Below are 16691 nucleotides of genomic sequence, written 5' to 3'. Positions count from 1 at the left end.
GTCAGGCTCCGATCCGGGCGGGAAGCGACGCGATGCCGTGGATGAAGTTGCTCTCCAGCGGCACCGGCTCACCGAACTCGATCGACGGCACCCGGGTCAGCAACTGCCCGATGATCGCCCGCAGCTGGGTCTTCGCGACCCCGCTGCCGAGGCAGTAGTGGGCTCCGCCGCCCCCGAACCCGACGTGGAGGCTCTTGCGCCGGCGCAGGTCGAACACGTCCGGCCGGTCGAACACGGTCTCGTCCCGGTTGCCCGAGCAGTAGAACAGCGCGACCTTGTCACCGGCGGCGATCTGCGCGCCGTGCAGCTCGACGTCGCGGGACGCGGTGCGGGTGAACTGCATGACCGGGGTGGAGTACCGGACGAACTCCTCGATCGCCGGCATGATCCGGCCGTCGTAGTCCGCCAGCAGCCAGTCCCGCTGCTCGGGGTAGTCGTTCAGCGCGAGCATCGTCCGGGTCGTGGCCTGCTTGGTGGTGTCGTTGCCCGCGACGCTCATCAGCACCATGAACGCGCCGATGTTGTCGTCGGTCAGCCGGTGGCCGTCGATCTCCGCCTGGACGAGGTTGGTCATCAGGTCGTCGGCCGGGTTCTTCCGCCGGTGCGCGGCCAGATCGGCGCCGACCTGGAACAGGTAGAGCACCTCGCCGAACGCGAACGAGTGGAACTCCTCGCGGGACAGCCCGGCCGCCTCACCGCCGCCGACCAGGTGCTCGGCGGCCTGGGAGACCCGGTCGCGTTCGGAGTCCGGCACCCCGACGATGTCGGAGACCGTCGTCATCGGTAACCGGGCCGAGCAGGCCGTCACGAAATCGACGTCACCCGCCCCGATCAGCCCGTCGACGATCGACACGGCGTTCTGCTCGATCCGCTCGGTGATCCGCCCGATCGCCTTCGGGGTGAACGCCGCGCTGATCAGCTTGCGATACCGGGTGTGCTCGGGCGGATCCATCGCGAGGAAGAACGAGATCGCGACGGACTCCTCCGGCGACACCGGGTCGAGCGTGATGCCGTGCTTGGACTCGAACACCTCGCTGTCGCGGCTGACCGCGGTGATGTCGGCGGCGCGGGTGACGGCCCAGAACCCGCGCTGGTCGTGCGGGAAGTCGACTTCGATCGGTGGATGCCAGCTCACCGGCGCTTCGGCCCGCAGCCGGGCGAACGACGTCTCCCGCTCGGCGAACGGCAGCGACCAGAACCGCTGGGAGGAGATGTCGATCTGTGTCTGCACCGGATGGGGGGTCGCGAACAGCGTCATGGACATCGCTCCTCGATGAGCACGCGGACGCAGTGGGGCAACAGTGAACTCGGAGTTCAAGCTTGTCAAGCGGCTAGGAAGCCGCCCGGTCGTCGATCGAATACGGGCCGTTGACCTGAACGCAGAGTTCAGTTTAGTGTCGGCGCGCCGACCGAGTCGGCACTTTCCCCACGCGCCTCCGCCGCACCCGATCGCCCTCGGTTCGCCGCTCGACGTGGTTTCCTGCCCGGCCGACCAGGAGGTCCGCCTTGCCCGACGTTTTCCTCTACGACCACGTCCGGACGCCACGCGGCCGGGGCAAGCCCACCGGCGCGCTCCACGAGATCACGCCCGTCCAGCTCGCCGTGCAGACGCTGCGCGCCGTCCGGGAGCGCAACACGCTTCCCGCGGACGGCGTCGACGAGGTCGTCCTCGGCGTGGTGAGCGGCGCCGGCGAGCAGGGGCCGCTGCTGCCCCGGATCGCGCCGATCGCGGCCGGATTCGCCGACCAGGTCCCCGGCCTGCACGTCAACCGGTTCTGCGCGTCCGGATTGGAGGCCGTGGCGATCGGCGCCGCGAAGATCGCCGCCGGGTCCTGCGACGCGGTGATCGGCGGCGGCGTCGAGAGCATGTCCCGGGTGCCGCCGGGCTCCGACGGCGGAGGCCCGTGGGGCCTCGATCCGGCGCTGACCGCCGACCACCCGATGGTGACGCAGGGCGTCAGCGCGGATCTGCTGGCGACGCTCTGCGGCTTCACCCGCAAGGACCTGGACAGCTACGGGCTGGCCAGCCAGCAGCGTGCCGCCCAGGCGTGGGCGGAGGGACGCTTCGACCGGTCGGTGATCCCGGTGACCGACGTCCTCGGGTTGACGGTCCTCGAGCGCGACGAACATCTACGACCGGACACCACGCTCGACGGGCTCGACGCCCTGGCGCCCGCCTTCACGTTCTTCGGCGAGAAGCTCGGCCAGGACGCGATCGCGCTGCAGCGCTACCCGCAGCTGGAGAAGATCGAGCATCTGCACACCGCGGGCACCAGCTCCGGCGTCGTCGACGGCGCGGCGGCCGTCCTGATCGGTAACACCGAGGCCGGGGAGCGCCTGGGCCTCACCCCCCGCGCGAAGATCCGGTCGTCGGTCTCGCTGGGCTCCGAACCGCTGTTGTTCCTCGACGCACCGCCCGCGACCTGCCGCAGGGCGCTGGCCCGCGCGGGCATGGCCGTGCACGACGTCGACCTCTGGGAGATCAACGAGGCGTTCGCCGCGGTGCCGCTGCTGCTGATGAGCGAGCTGGACCTCCCGCACGACCGGGTCAACGTCAACGGCGGGGCGATCGCGCTCGGTCATCCGCTCGGGGCCACCGGCGCGATGATCCTCGGCACGCTGCTCGACGAACTCGAGCGCCGTGACCTGGGCACGGGCGTCGTCACGCTCTGCGCGGCCGGTGGCATGGGCATCGCGATGGTCATCGAGAGGGTCTGAGTCATGAGCAACCCGGTCACCACCGTCGTCGACGCCGACGGCATCGCCACGCTGACGATGGACCTGCCCGGCAAGACGATGAACACGCTCGGGGCGGAGCTGACCACCGCACTGGCGACCGCGGTGGACGACGCCGCAGCCGACCCGGCCGTCAAAGGCCTGATTCTGACGTCGGGCAAGCCGGCGTTCGTGGCCGGAGCCGACCTCAAAGAGATGGACTCCGGGAGCGGCAGCCGTCCGCGGACCACCGAGGAACTGCTCGACGGCCTGCTGTCGCTGTCGAGGCAACTGCGCCGGCTGGAGACCTGCGGAAAGCCGGTCGCCTGCGCGATCAACGGCACCGCGCTCGGCGGCGGGCTGGAGATCGCGCTGGCCTGCCACTACCGGGTGGTCGCCGACGACCCGGCGATCCTGCTCGGGCTGCCGGAGTCGAACGTGGGGCTGCTGCCGGGCGGCGGCGGCACGCAGCGGCTCCCCCGGCTGATCGGAATCGCCGCGGCGCTACCGCTGCTGCTGCAGGGCACGGCGATGAACCCTTCCGCGGCGCTGAAGGCAGGCGTCGTCCACGCGGTGGTCCCGGCCGAGCGGCTGCTCGCCGAGGCCAAGCGGTGGCTGCTGGAGGAGGGCGACCCGGTCGCGCCCTGGGACAAGAAGGGGTTCACGGTTCCCGGCGGGGCGGGCGCGCTCGTGCCGGACGTCCGGAACCTGCTGAGCGTCAGCAACATGAGGACGCGCGCGAACACGTTCGGGAACCATCCGGCGCCCGCGGCCATCTCGGCCGCGGTCTACGAGGGCACGCAGCTCCCGTTCGACACCGCGCTGCGTCTGGAGGGCAAGTACTTCTACACGCTGTTCACCAGCCCGGTCTCCAAGGCGTTGATCCGGACGATGTTCGTGAGCAAGCAGAAGGCCGACAAGCTGGCGGCACGTCCGGCGGGGGTGGAGAAGGCCCGCTACCCGAAGATCGGCATCCTCGGCGCCGGAACGATGGGCGCGGGGCTCGCGCTCACCGCGGCGAAGGCCGGGATCGAGGTCGTGCTGCTCGACCGCGACCTGCCCTCGGCCGAACACGGAAAGGCGTACGCCGGTTCGCGGCTGGCGCGTGAGGTCGCGAAAGGACGCCGGACGCAGGACAAGGCCGACGCGACGCTGGCCCGCATCCACCCCACCACCGACTACGCCGACCTGGGTGACGTCCCCCTCGTCGTGGAGGCGGTCTTCGAGGACCGCGCGGTCAAGAAGGACGTCATCGCGCGCGCCGACGCGGTGCTGCCGGCCGACGCGGTGTTCGCCTCCAACACGTCCGCGATCCCGATCACCTCGCTGGCGGCGTTCAGCAGACGACCCGAGCTGTTCATTGGTGCGCACTTCTTCTCGCCGGTCGAGCGGATGGCGCTGGTCGAGATCATCCGCGGCGAGCAAACCTCCGACGCCACGCTGGCGCGAACGCTCGACCTCGCGAAGGCGCTGCGCAAGACGCCGATCGTCGTCAACGACAGCCCGGGGTTCTTCACGTCGCGGTTCATCGGGTCGTTCCTCACCGCCAGCCTGACGATGGTCAACGAGGGTGTGAACCCGAACCTGGTGGAGAACGGCGCCCGGATGGTCGGCATGCCGATGGGCGCGCTGACGATCTCCGACTCGGTCGGCCTCGACCTGACCGTGCACGCGAGCCGCAGCCACGGGCACGGCGGCGACCTGGGCATCGTCGGCACGCTGGTGGACGCCGGTCGGCACGGCCGGAAGAACGGCAAGGGCTTCTACGACTACCACGACGACGGCACGAAGTCGCTGTGGCCGGGTCTGTCCGACGCGCTGCCGACCCGCGCCGACCAGCCCTCGATCGACGAGGTCAAGGCCCGGATCCTCTACGCCCAGCTCGCCGAAGGTGCCCGCGCGTTCGCCGAGGGGGTGCTGCCCGACGTCATCGACGGCGATCTGGGCGCGACGCTCGGCGTCGGCTTCCCGGCGCACCTGGGCGGACCGTTCGTCGCGATCGACACGATCGGCCCGGCGCGGTTCGTCGCCGAGTGCGACCGGCTCGCCGCCGCGCACGGCGAGCAGTACGCGCTGCCCCCGCTGGTGCGGGACATGGCGGCGGCCGGGCAGACCTTCTACGGATCCAACGCCGTGGTGTCCCCCGGCATCTGAGACTCATTGAGGAAGGGCGGCCGACGATGTCCACTGTTCCCCCCGGCGTCTACGCGCTGGCGACCGACGATCCCGAGCGCCTGGCGGTGGTCGGCCCGGACGGCTGCGAGGTGACGTTCGGCGAGCTCGGCGAGGCGGCGAACCGTCTCGCCAACGCGTTGCGCGCGCAGGGCCTCGGCCCCGGCGACGTCGTCGCGACGATGCTGCACAACGCGGTCGAGCACTTCGAGGCTGTGATGGCCACGACGCAGATCGGTCTGTTCCAGGTGCCGATCAACGTGCACCTGACGCCGGAGGAGGCCGCCTACATCATCGGCGACAGCGGCGCGACGGCGCTGATCGCCCACGACGACCTGGCGCGCGGGCTGGCTCCGGTCGCCGATCGTCTGCCGTCGGCGCGGTTCGCGGTCGGCCCGTCGGAGGTACCGGGGTGGGCCGACTACTCCGGTTGGAAGGCCGGAGCGTCGGCCGAGGCGCCGTCGGACCGGGTCGCCGGGACGTACATGGGCTACACGTCGGGCACCACCGGCCGGCCGAAGGGCGTCCGGCGGGAGATGCCGCCGATCGAGCCGGAATTGATGATCACGTTCTTCGGCGCGCTGCTGGGCGGCTTCGACCTCCACCCCGGGCCGGGCGTGCATCTGGCCTGCTCACCGCTGTACCACGCGGCGCCGGGCAACATCGCCGCGCAGTCGCTGCACCTCGGCCACACCGTGGTGATCCGGGCCAGGTTCGAACCCGAGGACGTCCTGCGCACGATCGAGCAGTACCGGGTGACCAGCTCGCAGATGGTGCCGACCCACCTCCACCGGCTGCTGCGGCTGCCCGACGACGTGCGGAAACGCTACGACCTGTCGAGCCTGACGAACCTGCTGGTGGCCGGCGCGCCGTTCGGTCCGGAGGCCAAGCGGGCGGCGCTCGACTGGCTCGGTCCGGTGGTCTGGGAGTACCTCGCGTCCACCGAGGGGATGGTGGCGATCGCGTCCCCCGCCGACGCCGTGTCGCACCCGGGGACCGTCGGCAAGCCCACCGGCGAGGTGCGGATCCTCGACGACGCGGGCAACGACGTGCCGGTCGGCGACGACGGGCGGATCTTCTTCGCGTCACCGTCGGCGTTCGTCTACCACAACGACCCGGAGAAGACCGCCGCCGCGGTGCGCTCCGACGGCTTCGCCACCGCCGGTGACCTGGGACGTCTCGACAAGGACGGTTACCTGTACCTGCTCGACCGGCGCGACGACCTGATCATCTCCGGCGGCGTCAACATCTATCCGTCCGAGGTCGAGCAGCGGCTGCTGCTGCATCCGGACGTGGCCGACGTCGCGGTGATCGGGGCGTCCGATCCGGACTGGGGCCAGACGGTGATCGCGATCGTGCAGACCGAACCGGGCGCGGTGCCGGGTTCGGCGCTCGCCGAGGCGCTCGACCGGCACTGCCGAGAGGGCCTGGCCGCCCAGAAGTGCCCCCGCCGCTTCGAGTTCCGCGACCAGCTACCACGAACGCCCACCGGCAAGCTGCTCCGCCGGACGCTCCGCGAGGAGGTGTCCGCGTCATGACGCCGCTTCCCTTACCCACGGTCAGCGACCCGGCGCTGCTGATCGATGACCCGGCCGGGCTCACCCCGGAGTGGCTGAGCCAGGCCCTGGGCTTCCCGGTGCGGGCCGCGCGGCACGCGCCGATCGGCAACGGCCAGATCGGCGGCAGCTACCGGATCGAGTTGGAGTACTCGCCGCCGGCTCCGCCCGAAGCGCCGTCGAGCGTCGTCGCCAAGATCGCGGCCGGCAGCGAGGCGCAGCGCAAGCTGCTCGGCCCGGCGTTCGTCTCCGAGGTGGGGTTCTACCTGCACCTCGCCGAACGGGTGCGCGCCCGGATCCCGCGCTGCTGGTACGGCGCGATCAGCACCGACCACGCGAGCTTCACCCTGCTCCTGGAGGACCTGACACCCTCGGTGCCGGGCAGCCAGGCCGCCGGGTGCACGCCCGCGCAGGCCGAGGACGCGGTGGTGAACCTCGCCGCGCTGCACGCGTCGTTCTGGAACGACGAGTTCCTGCGGACCGGGCTGGAGTGGCTCACGCTCCCCACGACCGAGCTGGCCGAACTCGCCGGTGCGGCGCTGGCCGACGCCACCGGGACGTTCGTCTCACGGTTCTCGTCCGGACTGTCGGCAGCGGACGCCGCGACCCTCACCGAGGCGGCGTCCGTGGTGACCGAGTGGGTGCTCCACCACCAGACGCCGTTCTCGCTGGTGCACGGCGACTACCGGCTCGACAACCTGATGTTCCCCCCGTCCGGGGCCGGGTCGGCCGGGGCCGGGTCGGCCGGGGCCGGACCGTCCGGGGCCGGACCGTCCGGGGCCGGGTCGGCCGGGGCCGGGTCGGCCGGGGCCGGGTCGTTCCGGGCCGGGTCGGCGGCGCTGGACTGGCAGGGTCTCTCGATCGGCCACCCGGGGCGCGACCTCGCGTACTTCATCGCGCTGTCGCTCCCCCCGGACGCCCGGCGCGCCCATGAGGAGTCCCTGGTGGCGGCGTACCACGCCGCGCTGGACGTGCCCGGCTTCTCTCTCGAGGACTGCCGCACCGGGTACCGGATCGGCATGCTGCAGGGGCCGCTGATCACGGTGCTGGGCTGCGTCTACTCCCCGGCGGAGCGGACGGCGGCGGCCGACGCGATGTTCCTGTCGATGGCGTCGAGATCCGCCCAGGCGATCCGCGATCTGGACACGCTCGCCCTGATCCGGAATCAGCGGTGACTCAGCTCGCCAGCGCCTCCCGTAGCTCCCGGCTCCCGACCAGGTTGGGCCAGCGGGTAGTCAGTGCTCGTGTGAGAGTCCGCAGTTCTCCGGTGATGCGAGCGGAGCCCGTCTCCGCGGCGACCGGGACGCACGCCAGTCCGATCTCGCTCGCGCGCTCGGGATCGGGACTGGCTGTGGCCACCAACGCATTGGCCAGCTTCGCCTGTTGGTGGGCATAGTCGCGGCGCTGACCGGGCGGGGTGGCGATGATTTGCCGCTCGAGGATCTCCACTGCTGCGTCCGCGCGGCCGCAGTCACGCCAGCCACTGGCTGACTGTTCCTCCAACGTCGCGAGGTCGTAGTGGTGCAGGTAAACCGGGGCGGTGTGGTCGAGGTCGCCGGGATGGTCACACAGGAGACCGGCGGCGATCTCGAGCCGTCGCTGGAATTGATCGGCGTCACCGAGTAGCGCCCACCCGCGGGCCTCCTGCTGCGCCGCCAATGCGCGTAGCAGGGGGCTGACGGGACCCGGTGTCCGGCCGGCCGCCGCGGCAAGCTCGACGACGTCCACGGGATCACCGCCGCGTAGCGCGATATTGCTCTTGCGGACGAGCATGTAAGCGACCATTTGCTGATCCCCGACGCCCTGCGCCCACTGGCTCGCCCGATCCGACCAGTGCATCGCGGCAGTGATGTCTCCCGCATCCTGGTACAACCAGCCCGCCATCTCGGCGTATTGAGCGAGAACGCGCAGCAGCGGCCCAGAGGTGCCTGGTCGGCTGCTGCGTCGCAGTTCAGCGAGCACGTCGATCTCGGCGGTGACGAGCCGGACAAGATGGCGTGGGCCGAGCGTCTTGTCGGCGGCGTAGTGCTGTCCGAGTGCGTTGCCGAAGTAAGCGATGACCTGCGGATCGGTGCGGGTCGGCTCAGCCAGGACGCGCGCCACGCGGTCGGCGGCGTCGAGGTCGATGACTCCCGCGGGCAGGAACGCAGCGAAGGTTCCACCGGCCAGCAGCTTGGCGAAGTCACGCCGCGACAGGCTCACTCGCACCGTCCTTCCGTCCGGTGTCCGCAGCTCCACGGTCACCATATCGGCGGCCTCATCGGTACACAGCGCTCCGAAGGTCGACATCGGCCGGGAAAGGTTCGCCGCACGGGTCGCGTCGCGCCCAGGGCCAGGGATGAGGGACCGGAGCAGGCAGAGCAGCCCTCCGGCACCGACCGCCTCGTCAAGCGCGGTGACCAACGAATGATCGGGCAGATGCTCTCCGCGTTCGACGCGGCTGATCCGTGTGTAGTCGTAATGGGCGGTCTGGCCCAACCTCCGCAGGCTCAGGCCCGCATCGCGGCGGAGGTGCCGCAACGCCATTCCGAAGACTTCGAGGGCGGCATCGCTTTCCATAGCGTCCTCCGCTCCATGTTGCCGCAACACCGATCGAGCCACAAACAGCGATCAGTCGATCACTCTAAGTGCTGTCGACCCTCGGTTGACGAAGGAGGGAACATGCAGATATTCGAGACCGCCCGCTTGAACACCCTCGACCGCTACTTCGCGGCAGTCACTGACACCTTCGGCGGCGGCGCAGCCCGGTCGTTGCTGATCACGCATCTGCTGCCCGACCGTGCGGCGTTCGTGAGGGCGGTCAATCGTGTGGCACCCGTCACGGCCTTGTTGCCCAAGCCCAAGAGTGCCGATCCGGACGTCATAGCTACCCTCAGCCGCGACTACCCGGTGGGCTGCCTCTCCCGGGGCCTGTTCAGCGACGCCGCCAGCGCCCTTGCCTACCTCGAACACCATGCTCCGGACCAGGACGTCGTACTTCTCGACGTGGGCGGGTACTTCGCTCCGACGTTGGGCCATCTCTGCGACCGGTTCAGCGGGCGCGTTGTCGGTGTCGTCGAGGACACCGAGAACGGCTGGCGTCGCTATCGCAACGCAGGAAAGCCGCCCTGCCCGATCTTCAGCGTCGCCCGATCTGCGCTAAAGCGGCCCGAGGATCACCTGGTCGGCTACTCGCTGGTCTTCAGCGCCGAGGCGCTGATCCGTGGGCTCGGGGACATCGTGCCTGGCCGGGCGACCGTGCTGGGGTACGGAAAGATCGGCGCGAGCATCGCCCGCTGTCTCCACGGACGCGGTGTGCAGGTGACCGTGTACGACACCGACCCGGTACGCACCACAGAAGCTCTGGCACACGGCCACACCGTCGCCACTGCTCTCTCGGACGCGCTGCGCGGTGCCGGCCTCGTCCTCTCGGCCACCGGCAACAAAGCGCTACGGGGCGACGACTTCGCCCTCCTTGCCGACGGTGCCTACCTCGGCTGCGTCACCAGCAGCGAGGACGAACTCGACGTCGGCGCGCTCCGCAGCTGGGAGCGGGTCCGGGTCGGCGACCACGTCGTCCGATACTCCCGGCACGGGAAGTCCTGGTACGCCCTGGCAGGTGGTGAAGCCGTCAATTTTCTGCACGGCGCCGTTGTCGGCCCGGCGATCGCGCTCGTCCAAGCGGAGATCCTCGCCGCTGCCGCACGGTGTGTCACCGCCGACTTACCACCCGGCTACCATGGCGTCGCCCCGCTGGACCGTCGCCGCATCGCGGCGCTCTGGCTTACCCACTTCAGGGAGCCGCTCGGTGATCCACGCCGATGACATTCGCGTCGACGTCAGTGCGTACCTCGACCGGTATCCCAACGACGCCACACGACTCGAATCGCTGACGGATGCGCTGACGCGGCTTGATGGCGACCTGACCGACCGCAGCACGCTGCCCGGGCACGTCACCTGCTCCGCAGTGGTCGTCGACCCACGCCGACGCGTGCTCCACATCCGCCACAACGTGCTCGGCACATGGCTACGGCCCGGTGGTCACCTCGAAGCGGCCGATACGACCCTCGCCGGCGCCGCCAGCCGGGAAGTCAGGGAAGAAACCGGCATCCATACCAAAGACCTCGAACTCCTCAGCCCCGTTCCCGTCGACGTCGACGTACACCTGATACCCGCCAACCCTGACAAGGGAGAGTTGGCCCATCACCACTACGACCTGCGGTATCTCTACCGCACCCGAACTGGCGCCCTCACCGTCGTTCTCGACCCTGACGAGGTCAGTGGACATCGATGGATGCCCGTTGGCAATGTGCAACCGGCGCACCTCCCGACCAGGGTCGCTCAGCAGCTGGCTTGACCGATCACCTCGGTGACCGGCGGGCGGCGCGGGCGCGTTGTTGGGCGACGAAGCGGGTGGCGGCGCGATTGAGCATCAACGGGGCGGCGCGGCCGAACCGCCATGCCATCCGGCCGCTCCGTGGCGTCACGACCATCGCCCGGTCGGCCGCGACCGCGCGCAGTACCTCGCCGGCCAAGCGGTCGACGTCGTACGGCTTCTGACTACCCTGCAAGAACAGGTCGCGGGCGACGATGCGCCCCACCGAGCCCTTGTCGAGGATCGGAGTGTCGACCGCGCCGGGGCAGACGACGGTCACGCCGACGCCGTGCGCGGCCGCCTCGGAGCGCAGCGCCAGCGACAGGCCGACGATCGCGTGCTTGGTCATGACGTAGCTGGTCAGCAGCCCGGACGGGAGCAGGCCGGCGAGCGAGGCGACGTTGATGATGTGCCCGGAACCGCGGGCGACCATCCGCGGATAGGCCGCGGAGATGCCGTGCACGACGCCGCGCACGTTGACGTCGATGATCTGGTTCCACTGGTCGGGCGTGAGGTCGGTCGTCTCGCCGCCGAACACGATGCCGGCGTTGTTGAACAGCAGGTCCGGGCATTCGACCTCCTCGACGGCGCGCTGGACGGCGTCCGCATCAGTGACGTCGAGGCGGGCCGCGCGGGCGCCCGGCAGGTCGGCGGCGACGCGCGACGCGGCGTCGCCATCAAGGTCGGTGCAGACGACCACGGCCCCGGCCGCCGCCAGGGCCCGGCACAGCGCGGCACCGATGCCGGAGCCGCCACCCGTGACGAGGGCGGTCTTGCCGTCGAACCGCACCTCCGTCACCCGAACGCCTTCGTGACGTGCCCGAGGACGTCGGGGTAACGCTTCAGGTGGGCGCCGCCGTTGATGTCGAGCACCTCGCCGGTGATCCACGCGGCCTGGTCCGAGCACAGGAAGAGTGCGGCCGCCGCGATCTCCTCGACGGTGCCCGGCCGGCCCAGCGGCGTGTTCTCCACGTAGTCCTCGACGACGCCGGGGACGCCCAGCGCGGGCTCGGTCAGCGGCGTCAGCACGAGGCCGGGCGCGATCGCGTTGACCCGCACGCCGCGCTCGCCCCATTCCAGCGCCGCGACCTGGGTGAGCATCGACAGCCCGGCCTTGGCCGCGCAGTACGCCGACAGCGCCGCGGCTGGCTGCCGCGCGTTCAGCGACGACAACGACACCGCGGCACCGCCAGGGCGCAGGCGGCGTCCGGCGTGCTTGAGGACGAGGAACCCGCCGGTCAGGCACGTGTCGACGACCGCGCGGAACTGGTCGGCGTCGTGGTCGACGATCGGCGCGAACGCGCTGATGCCCGCGCAGTTGACGACCGCGTCCAGTGGGTCCGGCGTCTGCGCGAACAGCGCCTCGACCGACGCCTCGACCGTCACGTCGGCCTCCGCGCTCGTGTGCGGCGGCCCGAGTTCCGCGGCGACGTCGGCGGCCTGGGCGGCGTTGCGGTCGGCGACCACCACCCGGTAGCCGTTCGCCGCGAACGCGGCGGCGATCGCCCGGCCGATGCCCGACGCGCCTCCGATGACAACGGCGTTCCTGTGTTCGTCCACGCTGGTCCTCACTGACGTCAGCAACCGTTGACCCGTGTCAGAACACGTTCTAGTGTCTGCGGAGCAGGCTGTCCAGCCTTGGGAGAAACCATGAGCGGACCCCAAAACCCGAGCGGCCTCAGCACCGCGGTCATCGGCGCCGGAATCAGCGGCCTCACCGCAGGCAAGATGCTCGGCGACTACGGAGTGCCCTACACCTGTTTCGAGTCGTCCGACCGGATCGGCGGGAACTGGGCGTTCGGCAACCCGAACGGGCACAGCAGCGCCTACCGCTCGCTGCACATCGACACCTCGAAGTACCAGCTGTCGTTCAAGGACTTCCCGATGCCGGGGTCCTACCCGGACTTCCCGCACCACACCGAGATCAAGGCGTACCTCGATTCCTACGCCGAGGCGTTCGGGCTGTGCGACCGGATCGAGTTCCGCACCGGGGTCGAGCACGCGCAACCCCGCGAGGGTGGTGGCTGGCGGCTGCGCACGACCGCCGGTGAGACGCGGGAGTTCGACTTCCTGGTCGTCGCGAACGGGCACCATTGGGATCCCCGGTACCCGGACTTCCCGGGCGAGTTCGACGGGCGGATCCTGCACTCCCACCACTACGTCGACCCGCAGACGCCGCTGGACCTGCAGGGCAAGCGGATCCTCGTGGTGGGGATCGGCAACAGCGCCGCGGACATCACGGTCGAGCTCTCGTCGAAGGCACTGCAGAACCGGGTCACGCTCTCGACCCGGTCCGGCGCGTGGATCGTGCCGAAGTACATCGCCGGGCGCCCCGGTGACCGGTTCCTCCGCACCTCGCCCTACCTCCCGGCGTCCTGGCAGCGCAAAGCCGTCCAGGCGCTCGGCCCGGTGCTCGCCGGGCGGCCCGAGCTGTGGGGCCTGCCGGCGCCGGATCACAAGCTGTTCGAGGCCCACCCGACCCAGTCGGTGGAGCTCCCGCTGCGGCTGGGTTCCGGCGACGTGATCCCGAAGGGAAACGTCGAGCGGCTCGACGGCTCGACCGTGCACTTCGTGGACGGCACCAGCGACGAATTCGACGTGATCGTCTACGCCACCGGCTACAACATCACGTTCCCGTTCTTCGACCCCGGGTTCCTGTCCGCTCCCGGCAACCGGATCCGCCTGTTCAAGCGGATCCTCAAGCCGGGGATCCCGAACCTCGCGTTCGTGGGGCTGGCGCAGGCGATTCCGACGCTGTTCCCGTTCGTCGAGTGTCAGTCCCGGCTGGTCGCCGCGTACGCCACCGGGCACTACCTGCCGCCGGCCGACGCCGAGATGGAACGTGTTATCACCGCCGACGAAAAGAAGTACCTCGGGCACGTCGTCAACCGGCCGCGCCACACCCAGCAGGTCGACTACTTCCTCTACGAACACGACTTGCGTACCCGGGAGATCCCGCGGGGCCTGCGTCGGGCCCGAGCGGCGGCCTGACGTGGCGGCGGCACCCGACGGCGACAAGCTCCTCGACCGCCGCACACCGCAGCGCAGCGACCAACGCCGGGCCGCGCTCCTGCACGCGCTGGACGACCTGCTCCGGGAGCAGACGTTCGACGAGATCAGCATCGCCGACGTCGCGGCGCGCGCCGGAGTCACCCGCTCGGCGTTCTACTTCTACTTCGAGAACAAGGCCGCGTCCGCGGCGGCGCTGAGCGCCGAGATGTGCCAGGAGGTGCTGGCCGCCACCGACGATCTGGTCACCGGCGACGGCACTCCGCGGGAACGCGTCGAGCGGGTGATCGCCGCGCTGCTGACGTCCTGGCGATCCCACCGCCACCTGTTCCGGGCGATGGTCGACGCCCGCCGCCGCAGCCCGGCCGTCCAGGGCCTCTGGGACGACTTCCGCGCGTCGTTCGTCGCCCCGCTCTCCACGATGATCGACGCCGAGCGCGCGGCAGGCGTCGCCCCACCGGGGCCGGACAGCCGCGCGCTCGCCACCGTCCTCCTCGAACTCAACGACCGGGCGCTGGAGCAGTTGTCGGACGGCGACCCGCTGGAACCGGAGCAGCGCGCCGGTGCGCTGGCCACCGTCTGGCTCCGGACCATCTACGGCACCGCCGCCGACGAGCATCGGAGCTCGACATGACCCACGCCACGATCCGGTTCCGCTCCGGTACCGACGACTGCGACGCCTGGCACTTCGCCGCCGCCGACGACAGCCTGGCCACCGACGCGGGCCGCCCGATCGCCGTGATGGCGCACGGGCTGGCCGGCACGAAGGACTCCGGGCTGGAGGCGTTCGCGCTGGGGCTGTCGGCCGCCGGCCTGGACGTCCTCGTGTTCGACTACCGCGGTTTCGGCGCGAGCGGCGGCGAACCGCGGCAGACGGTCAGCGTCGACGCCCAGCTGGAGGACTACCGCTCCGCGATGCGCACGGCGGCCGCACTGCCCGGCGTCGACGCGTCGCGCCTGGTGCTCTGGGGCGAGTCGCTGTCGGGCGGCACCGTGCTGCGTGCGGCCGCGGGCCGGGCCGACGTCGCCGCGGTCGTCTCGATGGTTCCGCTGGTGGACGGGTTCGCAGCCGGACGCCATGCGGTCCGCAGCGTCCCGCTGCCGGCGATCGCGCGGGCGTCCGCGCTCGGGATCGCCGGAAGCCTGGGTGCGCTGGCCGGACGCCGTCCGCCGATGATCCCGGTGGTCGGGCGACCGGGCGAGGTCGCGGCGCTCAGCCTGCCCGGTTACTACGAGGACTACCACGCGATCGCGGGCCCGACCTGGCGCAACGAACTCGCCGCGACGATCGTCACCGAGCTGGGCCCGGGGTACCGGCCGGCACGCGCGATCCGTGGGCTCCGTGCGCCCTGGCTGGTCCAGATCGCCGATTTTGACCGCAGCGCACCACCGCACTCCGCGGCCAAGGCCGCGTTCCGCGGCCGCGCCGAGGTCCGGCACTATCCCTGCGACCACTTCGACACCCAGCCGGGCAAACCGTGGCACGAGCCCGCAGTGGCGCACCAGGCGGCGTTCCTCCGCCGCGTGCTGACGACTACCGGAGCTCGGGCGCGAGCGAATCGATGAACCGGTCGGCGAGCCGGTGGACCTTCGTCATCTCGCCGCCGTGGAAGATCGCCCGCATCGAGCCCCAGTTGACGATCGAGAACAGGATGTCGGCGGCGTCGGCGGCACGGTCGGGCCCCAGCACCGCCAGGTGCTGGGTGAGCCGCGCCACCGACCCCACGGCCATCTCGCCGAGGATCCGCTTCGCCTCCGGATCCGCGCTGTGCTGCAGCGCCAGCGACGCCCGGAAGAACGAAGGCTCGCGCTCGAACGCCCGGATCAGCCGGTGGATCCAGGTTCGGACGCGGTCCTCCGCGGTGGCCTGCCGCAGCGCCGGGTCCGGACGGTCGAGCGCCGACCACTTCTGCAGGACGCAGGCGTAGAGATGGTCTTTGGACGCGAAGTAGCGGTACAGCGTGGCCCTGGCGACGTCGGCGGCCTCCGCGACGTCACGGATCTGGATGCGCTCGTACTCCTGCTGCCGGAGCACGGCGAGTGCGGCGTCGATGATGCGTTCCCGCCGGGCCAGCTGCCAGGGCGGCAGACCGTCCAGCGGCACACCGCCGGCCCCGCCCTCTGTCTCCGCCGTCATCGCGATCCGGACTTTAGTTAGCCGGGCCAACCTGGTCAATCGCGGGGCCGGGCACCGCGAGCGGGAAGCTGATCAGGAACCGTCTCCGGTCAGACCATGGACGGCATACCGCTGCACGAACGAACTGACCGACTGCGGATCGTCGGCCTCGAACGCGACCGAGGTCTGGAACACCGTGAACGACAGCAGCATGCGCGCGAGCCACTCGCTGGCGTCCTGAACGTCGAGATCCGCCCGAACCTCGCCCCGACCCAGCGCGGCCTGCAGGTAGGGCCGGAGGAACTTCGACGTCCGGCGCAGCGCGTGCGGGCTCTGGGTCATCAGCATCCGGATCATCGCGGTCCGGCTGTTGCCGAACTGGTCCGGGCCGGGGTGCAGCGCCCGGATCATCGTCTCGGAGAACTTCCCGACCTGCTCGGCGAGCGTCGGGCTGGCGTCCATCGCCGCGCCGGCGTCGGCGAAGAAGCGGTCGGTGGTGCGCTGCGAGAGCGCGTCGAGCAGCGCTTCCCGGGAGTCGAAGTACCGGTAGAGCGTGCCGCGGGAGACGTTGGCCGCGCGCGCGACGTCGGCCATGCTGGTCTTGCCGATGCCGATCTGCTTCACCAGACGTTCGGTCGCGTCGAGCAGTCGCTCGGCCGTGTCACCGTCGGAGGGGCCCGCCTTCTCCGCCAGGCCGGCCGCGGGCCAGAGCCCGTCTGTCATCCCGTCGGTCCCCTCACCTCGAAGCCGTCGCTGCAGTCTACGTTCC

The 16691-nt window shown here is 70.8% G+C and carries 15 protein-coding genes; 9 read left to right on the top strand and 6 right to left on the bottom strand.

Annotated features, from left to right (window positions below):
- Nucleotide 1 precedes the first annotated feature (1 nt).
- Nucleotides 2-1258 carry a cytochrome P450 gene (locus tag BUB75_RS24740; RefSeq protein WP_073260272.1) on the bottom strand — a complete coding sequence of 419 codons (1257 nt, stop codon included), beginning with the start codon at nucleotides 1256-1258 and terminating at the stop codon, nucleotides 2-4.
- Nucleotides 1259-1506: 248 nt separating this feature from the next.
- On the opposite strand from BUB75_RS24740, the gene BUB75_RS24735 reads away from it, so the two are divergent.
- Genes BUB75_RS24735 through BUB75_RS46440 form a run of 4 tightly spaced genes read left to right on the top strand, consistent with a single transcriptional unit; the run spans nucleotide 1507 to nucleotide 7618 of the window.
- On the top strand, nucleotides 1507-2718 hold the full coding sequence (locus BUB75_RS24735) for an acetyl-CoA C-acetyltransferase (protein ID WP_073260170.1): 1212 nt from the start codon (nucleotides 1507-1509) through the stop codon (nucleotides 2716-2718).
- A gap of 3 nt (nucleotides 2719-2721) precedes the next feature.
- Nucleotides 2722-4869 carry a 3-hydroxyacyl-CoA dehydrogenase NAD-binding domain-containing protein gene (locus BUB75_RS24730; RefSeq protein ID WP_073260169.1) on the top strand — a complete coding sequence of 716 codons (2148 nt, stop codon included), beginning with the start codon at nucleotides 2722-2724 and terminating at the stop codon, nucleotides 4867-4869.
- 26 nt (nucleotides 4870-4895) lie between these two features.
- Complete coding sequence (locus BUB75_RS24725; RefSeq protein ID WP_073260168.1) at nucleotides 4896-6425, top strand: AMP-binding protein; 1530 nt, start codon at nucleotides 4896-4898, stop codon at nucleotides 6423-6425.
- Complete coding sequence (locus BUB75_RS46440) at nucleotides 6422-7618, top strand: phosphotransferase (protein WP_073260167.1); 1197 nt, start codon at nucleotides 6422-6424, stop codon at nucleotides 7616-7618. Before BUB75_RS24725 ends, BUB75_RS46440 begins: the two co-directional genes overlap by 4 nt.
- A gap of 1 nt (nucleotide 7619) precedes the next feature.
- Here the strand turns inward: BUB75_RS46440 and BUB75_RS24715 are convergent, their stop codons facing one another.
- Nucleotides 7620-9002 (bottom strand): helix-turn-helix domain-containing protein, encoded by a 1383-nt coding sequence (locus BUB75_RS24715; RefSeq protein ID WP_084741656.1) that lies wholly within the window; start codon nucleotides 9000-9002, stop codon nucleotides 7620-7622.
- Between the two features lie 102 nt (nucleotides 9003-9104).
- On the opposite strand from BUB75_RS24715, the gene BUB75_RS24705 reads away from it, so the two are divergent.
- On the top strand, nucleotides 9105-10247 hold the full coding sequence (locus BUB75_RS24705; protein ID WP_073260166.1) for an adenosylhomocysteinase: 1143 nt from the start codon (nucleotides 9105-9107) through the stop codon (nucleotides 10245-10247).
- Complete coding sequence (locus tag BUB75_RS24700) at nucleotides 10231-10779, top strand: NUDIX hydrolase (RefSeq protein ID WP_218617743.1); 549 nt, start codon at nucleotides 10231-10233, stop codon at nucleotides 10777-10779. Before BUB75_RS24705 ends, BUB75_RS24700 begins: the two co-directional genes overlap by 17 nt.
- Before the next feature lie 4 nt (nucleotides 10780-10783).
- Here BUB75_RS24700 and BUB75_RS24695 read toward each other — a convergent pair whose 3' ends face one another.
- Both BUB75_RS24695 and BUB75_RS24690 read right to left on the bottom strand, forming a co-directional pair.
- Nucleotides 10784-11587, bottom strand: a complete 804-nt coding sequence (locus BUB75_RS24695) for an SDR family NAD(P)-dependent oxidoreductase (protein WP_073260269.1) — start codon at nucleotides 11585-11587, stop codon at nucleotides 10784-10786.
- A gap of 5 nt (nucleotides 11588-11592) precedes the next feature.
- Nucleotides 11593-12357 (bottom strand): SDR family NAD(P)-dependent oxidoreductase, encoded by a 765-nt coding sequence (locus tag BUB75_RS24690; protein ID WP_073260165.1) that lies wholly within the window; start codon nucleotides 12355-12357, stop codon nucleotides 11593-11595.
- A 90-nt stretch (nucleotides 12358-12447) separates the two neighbouring features.
- Here BUB75_RS24690 and BUB75_RS24685 point away from each other — a divergent pair, with 90 nt between their 5' ends.
- Genes BUB75_RS24685 through BUB75_RS24675 form a run of 3 tightly spaced genes read left to right on the top strand, consistent with a single transcriptional unit; the run spans nucleotide 12448 to nucleotide 15372 of the window.
- Nucleotides 12448-13788: a flavin-containing monooxygenase gene (locus BUB75_RS24685; RefSeq protein ID WP_073260164.1), complete on the top strand. Its 1341-nt coding sequence runs from the start codon at nucleotides 12448-12450 to the stop codon at nucleotides 13786-13788.
- A 1-nt stretch (nucleotide 13789) separates the two neighbouring features.
- Nucleotides 13790-14440, top strand: a complete 651-nt coding sequence (locus BUB75_RS45435; RefSeq protein ID WP_073260163.1) for a TetR/AcrR family transcriptional regulator — start codon at nucleotides 13790-13792, stop codon at nucleotides 14438-14440.
- A complete protein-coding gene (locus tag BUB75_RS24675; protein WP_073260162.1) occupies nucleotides 14437-15372 on the top strand; it encodes an alpha/beta hydrolase in 936 nt (311 codons plus the stop codon). Before BUB75_RS45435 ends, BUB75_RS24675 begins: the two co-directional genes overlap by 4 nt.
- Here the strand turns inward: BUB75_RS24675 and BUB75_RS24670 are convergent.
- Nucleotides 15341-15943: a TetR/AcrR family transcriptional regulator gene (locus BUB75_RS24670; RefSeq protein ID WP_073260161.1), complete on the bottom strand. Its 603-nt coding sequence runs from the start codon at nucleotides 15941-15943 to the stop codon at nucleotides 15341-15343. The two genes, BUB75_RS24675 and BUB75_RS24670, sit on opposite strands and share 32 nt — an antisense overlap.
- Before the next feature lie 72 nt (nucleotides 15944-16015).
- Nucleotides 16016-16645, bottom strand: a complete 630-nt coding sequence (locus BUB75_RS24665) for a TetR/AcrR family transcriptional regulator (RefSeq protein WP_073260160.1) — start codon at nucleotides 16643-16645, stop codon at nucleotides 16016-16018.
- Nucleotides 16646-16691 lie beyond the last annotated feature (46 nt).

The sequence above is a fragment of the Cryptosporangium aurantiacum genome (genome assembly GCF_900143005.1).
In the GTDB taxonomy this organism is placed as follows: domain Bacteria; phylum Actinomycetota; class Actinomycetes; order Mycobacteriales; family Cryptosporangiaceae; genus Cryptosporangium; species Cryptosporangium aurantiacum.
This window is presented reverse-complemented; position numbering and strand designations above follow the sequence as displayed.

Coding starts and splice junctions, on each gene's coding strand:
- BUB75_RS24740 (WP_073260272.1), bottom strand. CDS start 1,258: ATGACGCTGTTCGCGACCCCCCATCCGGTGCAGACACAGATCGACATC.
- BUB75_RS24730 (WP_073260169.1), top strand. CDS start 2,722: ATGAGCAACCCGGTCACCACCGTCGTCGACGCCGACGGCATCGCCACG.
- BUB75_RS24725 (WP_073260168.1), top strand. CDS start 4,896: ATGTCCACTGTTCCCCCCGGCGTCTACGCGCTGGCGACCGACGATCCC.
- BUB75_RS46440 (WP_073260167.1), top strand. CDS start 6,422: ATGACGCCGCTTCCCTTACCCACGGTCAGCGACCCGGCGCTGCTGATC.
- BUB75_RS24715 (WP_084741656.1), bottom strand. CDS start 9,002: ATGGAAAGCGATGCCGCCCTCGAAGTCTTCGGAATGGCGTTGCGGCAC.
- BUB75_RS24705 (WP_073260166.1), top strand. CDS start 9,105: ATGCAGATATTCGAGACCGCCCGCTTGAACACCCTCGACCGCTACTTC.
- BUB75_RS24685 (WP_073260164.1), top strand. CDS start 12,448: ATGAGCGGACCCCAAAACCCGAGCGGCCTCAGCACCGCGGTCATCGGC.
- BUB75_RS24675 (WP_073260162.1), top strand. CDS start 14,437: ATGACCCACGCCACGATCCGGTTCCGCTCCGGTACCGACGACTGCGAC.
- BUB75_RS24670 (WP_073260161.1), bottom strand. CDS start 15,943: ATGACGGCGGAGACAGAGGGCGGGGCCGGCGGTGTGCCGCTGGACGGT.
- BUB75_RS24665 (WP_073260160.1), bottom strand. CDS start 16,645: ATGACAGACGGGCTCTGGCCCGCGGCCGGCCTGGCGGAGAAGGCGGGC.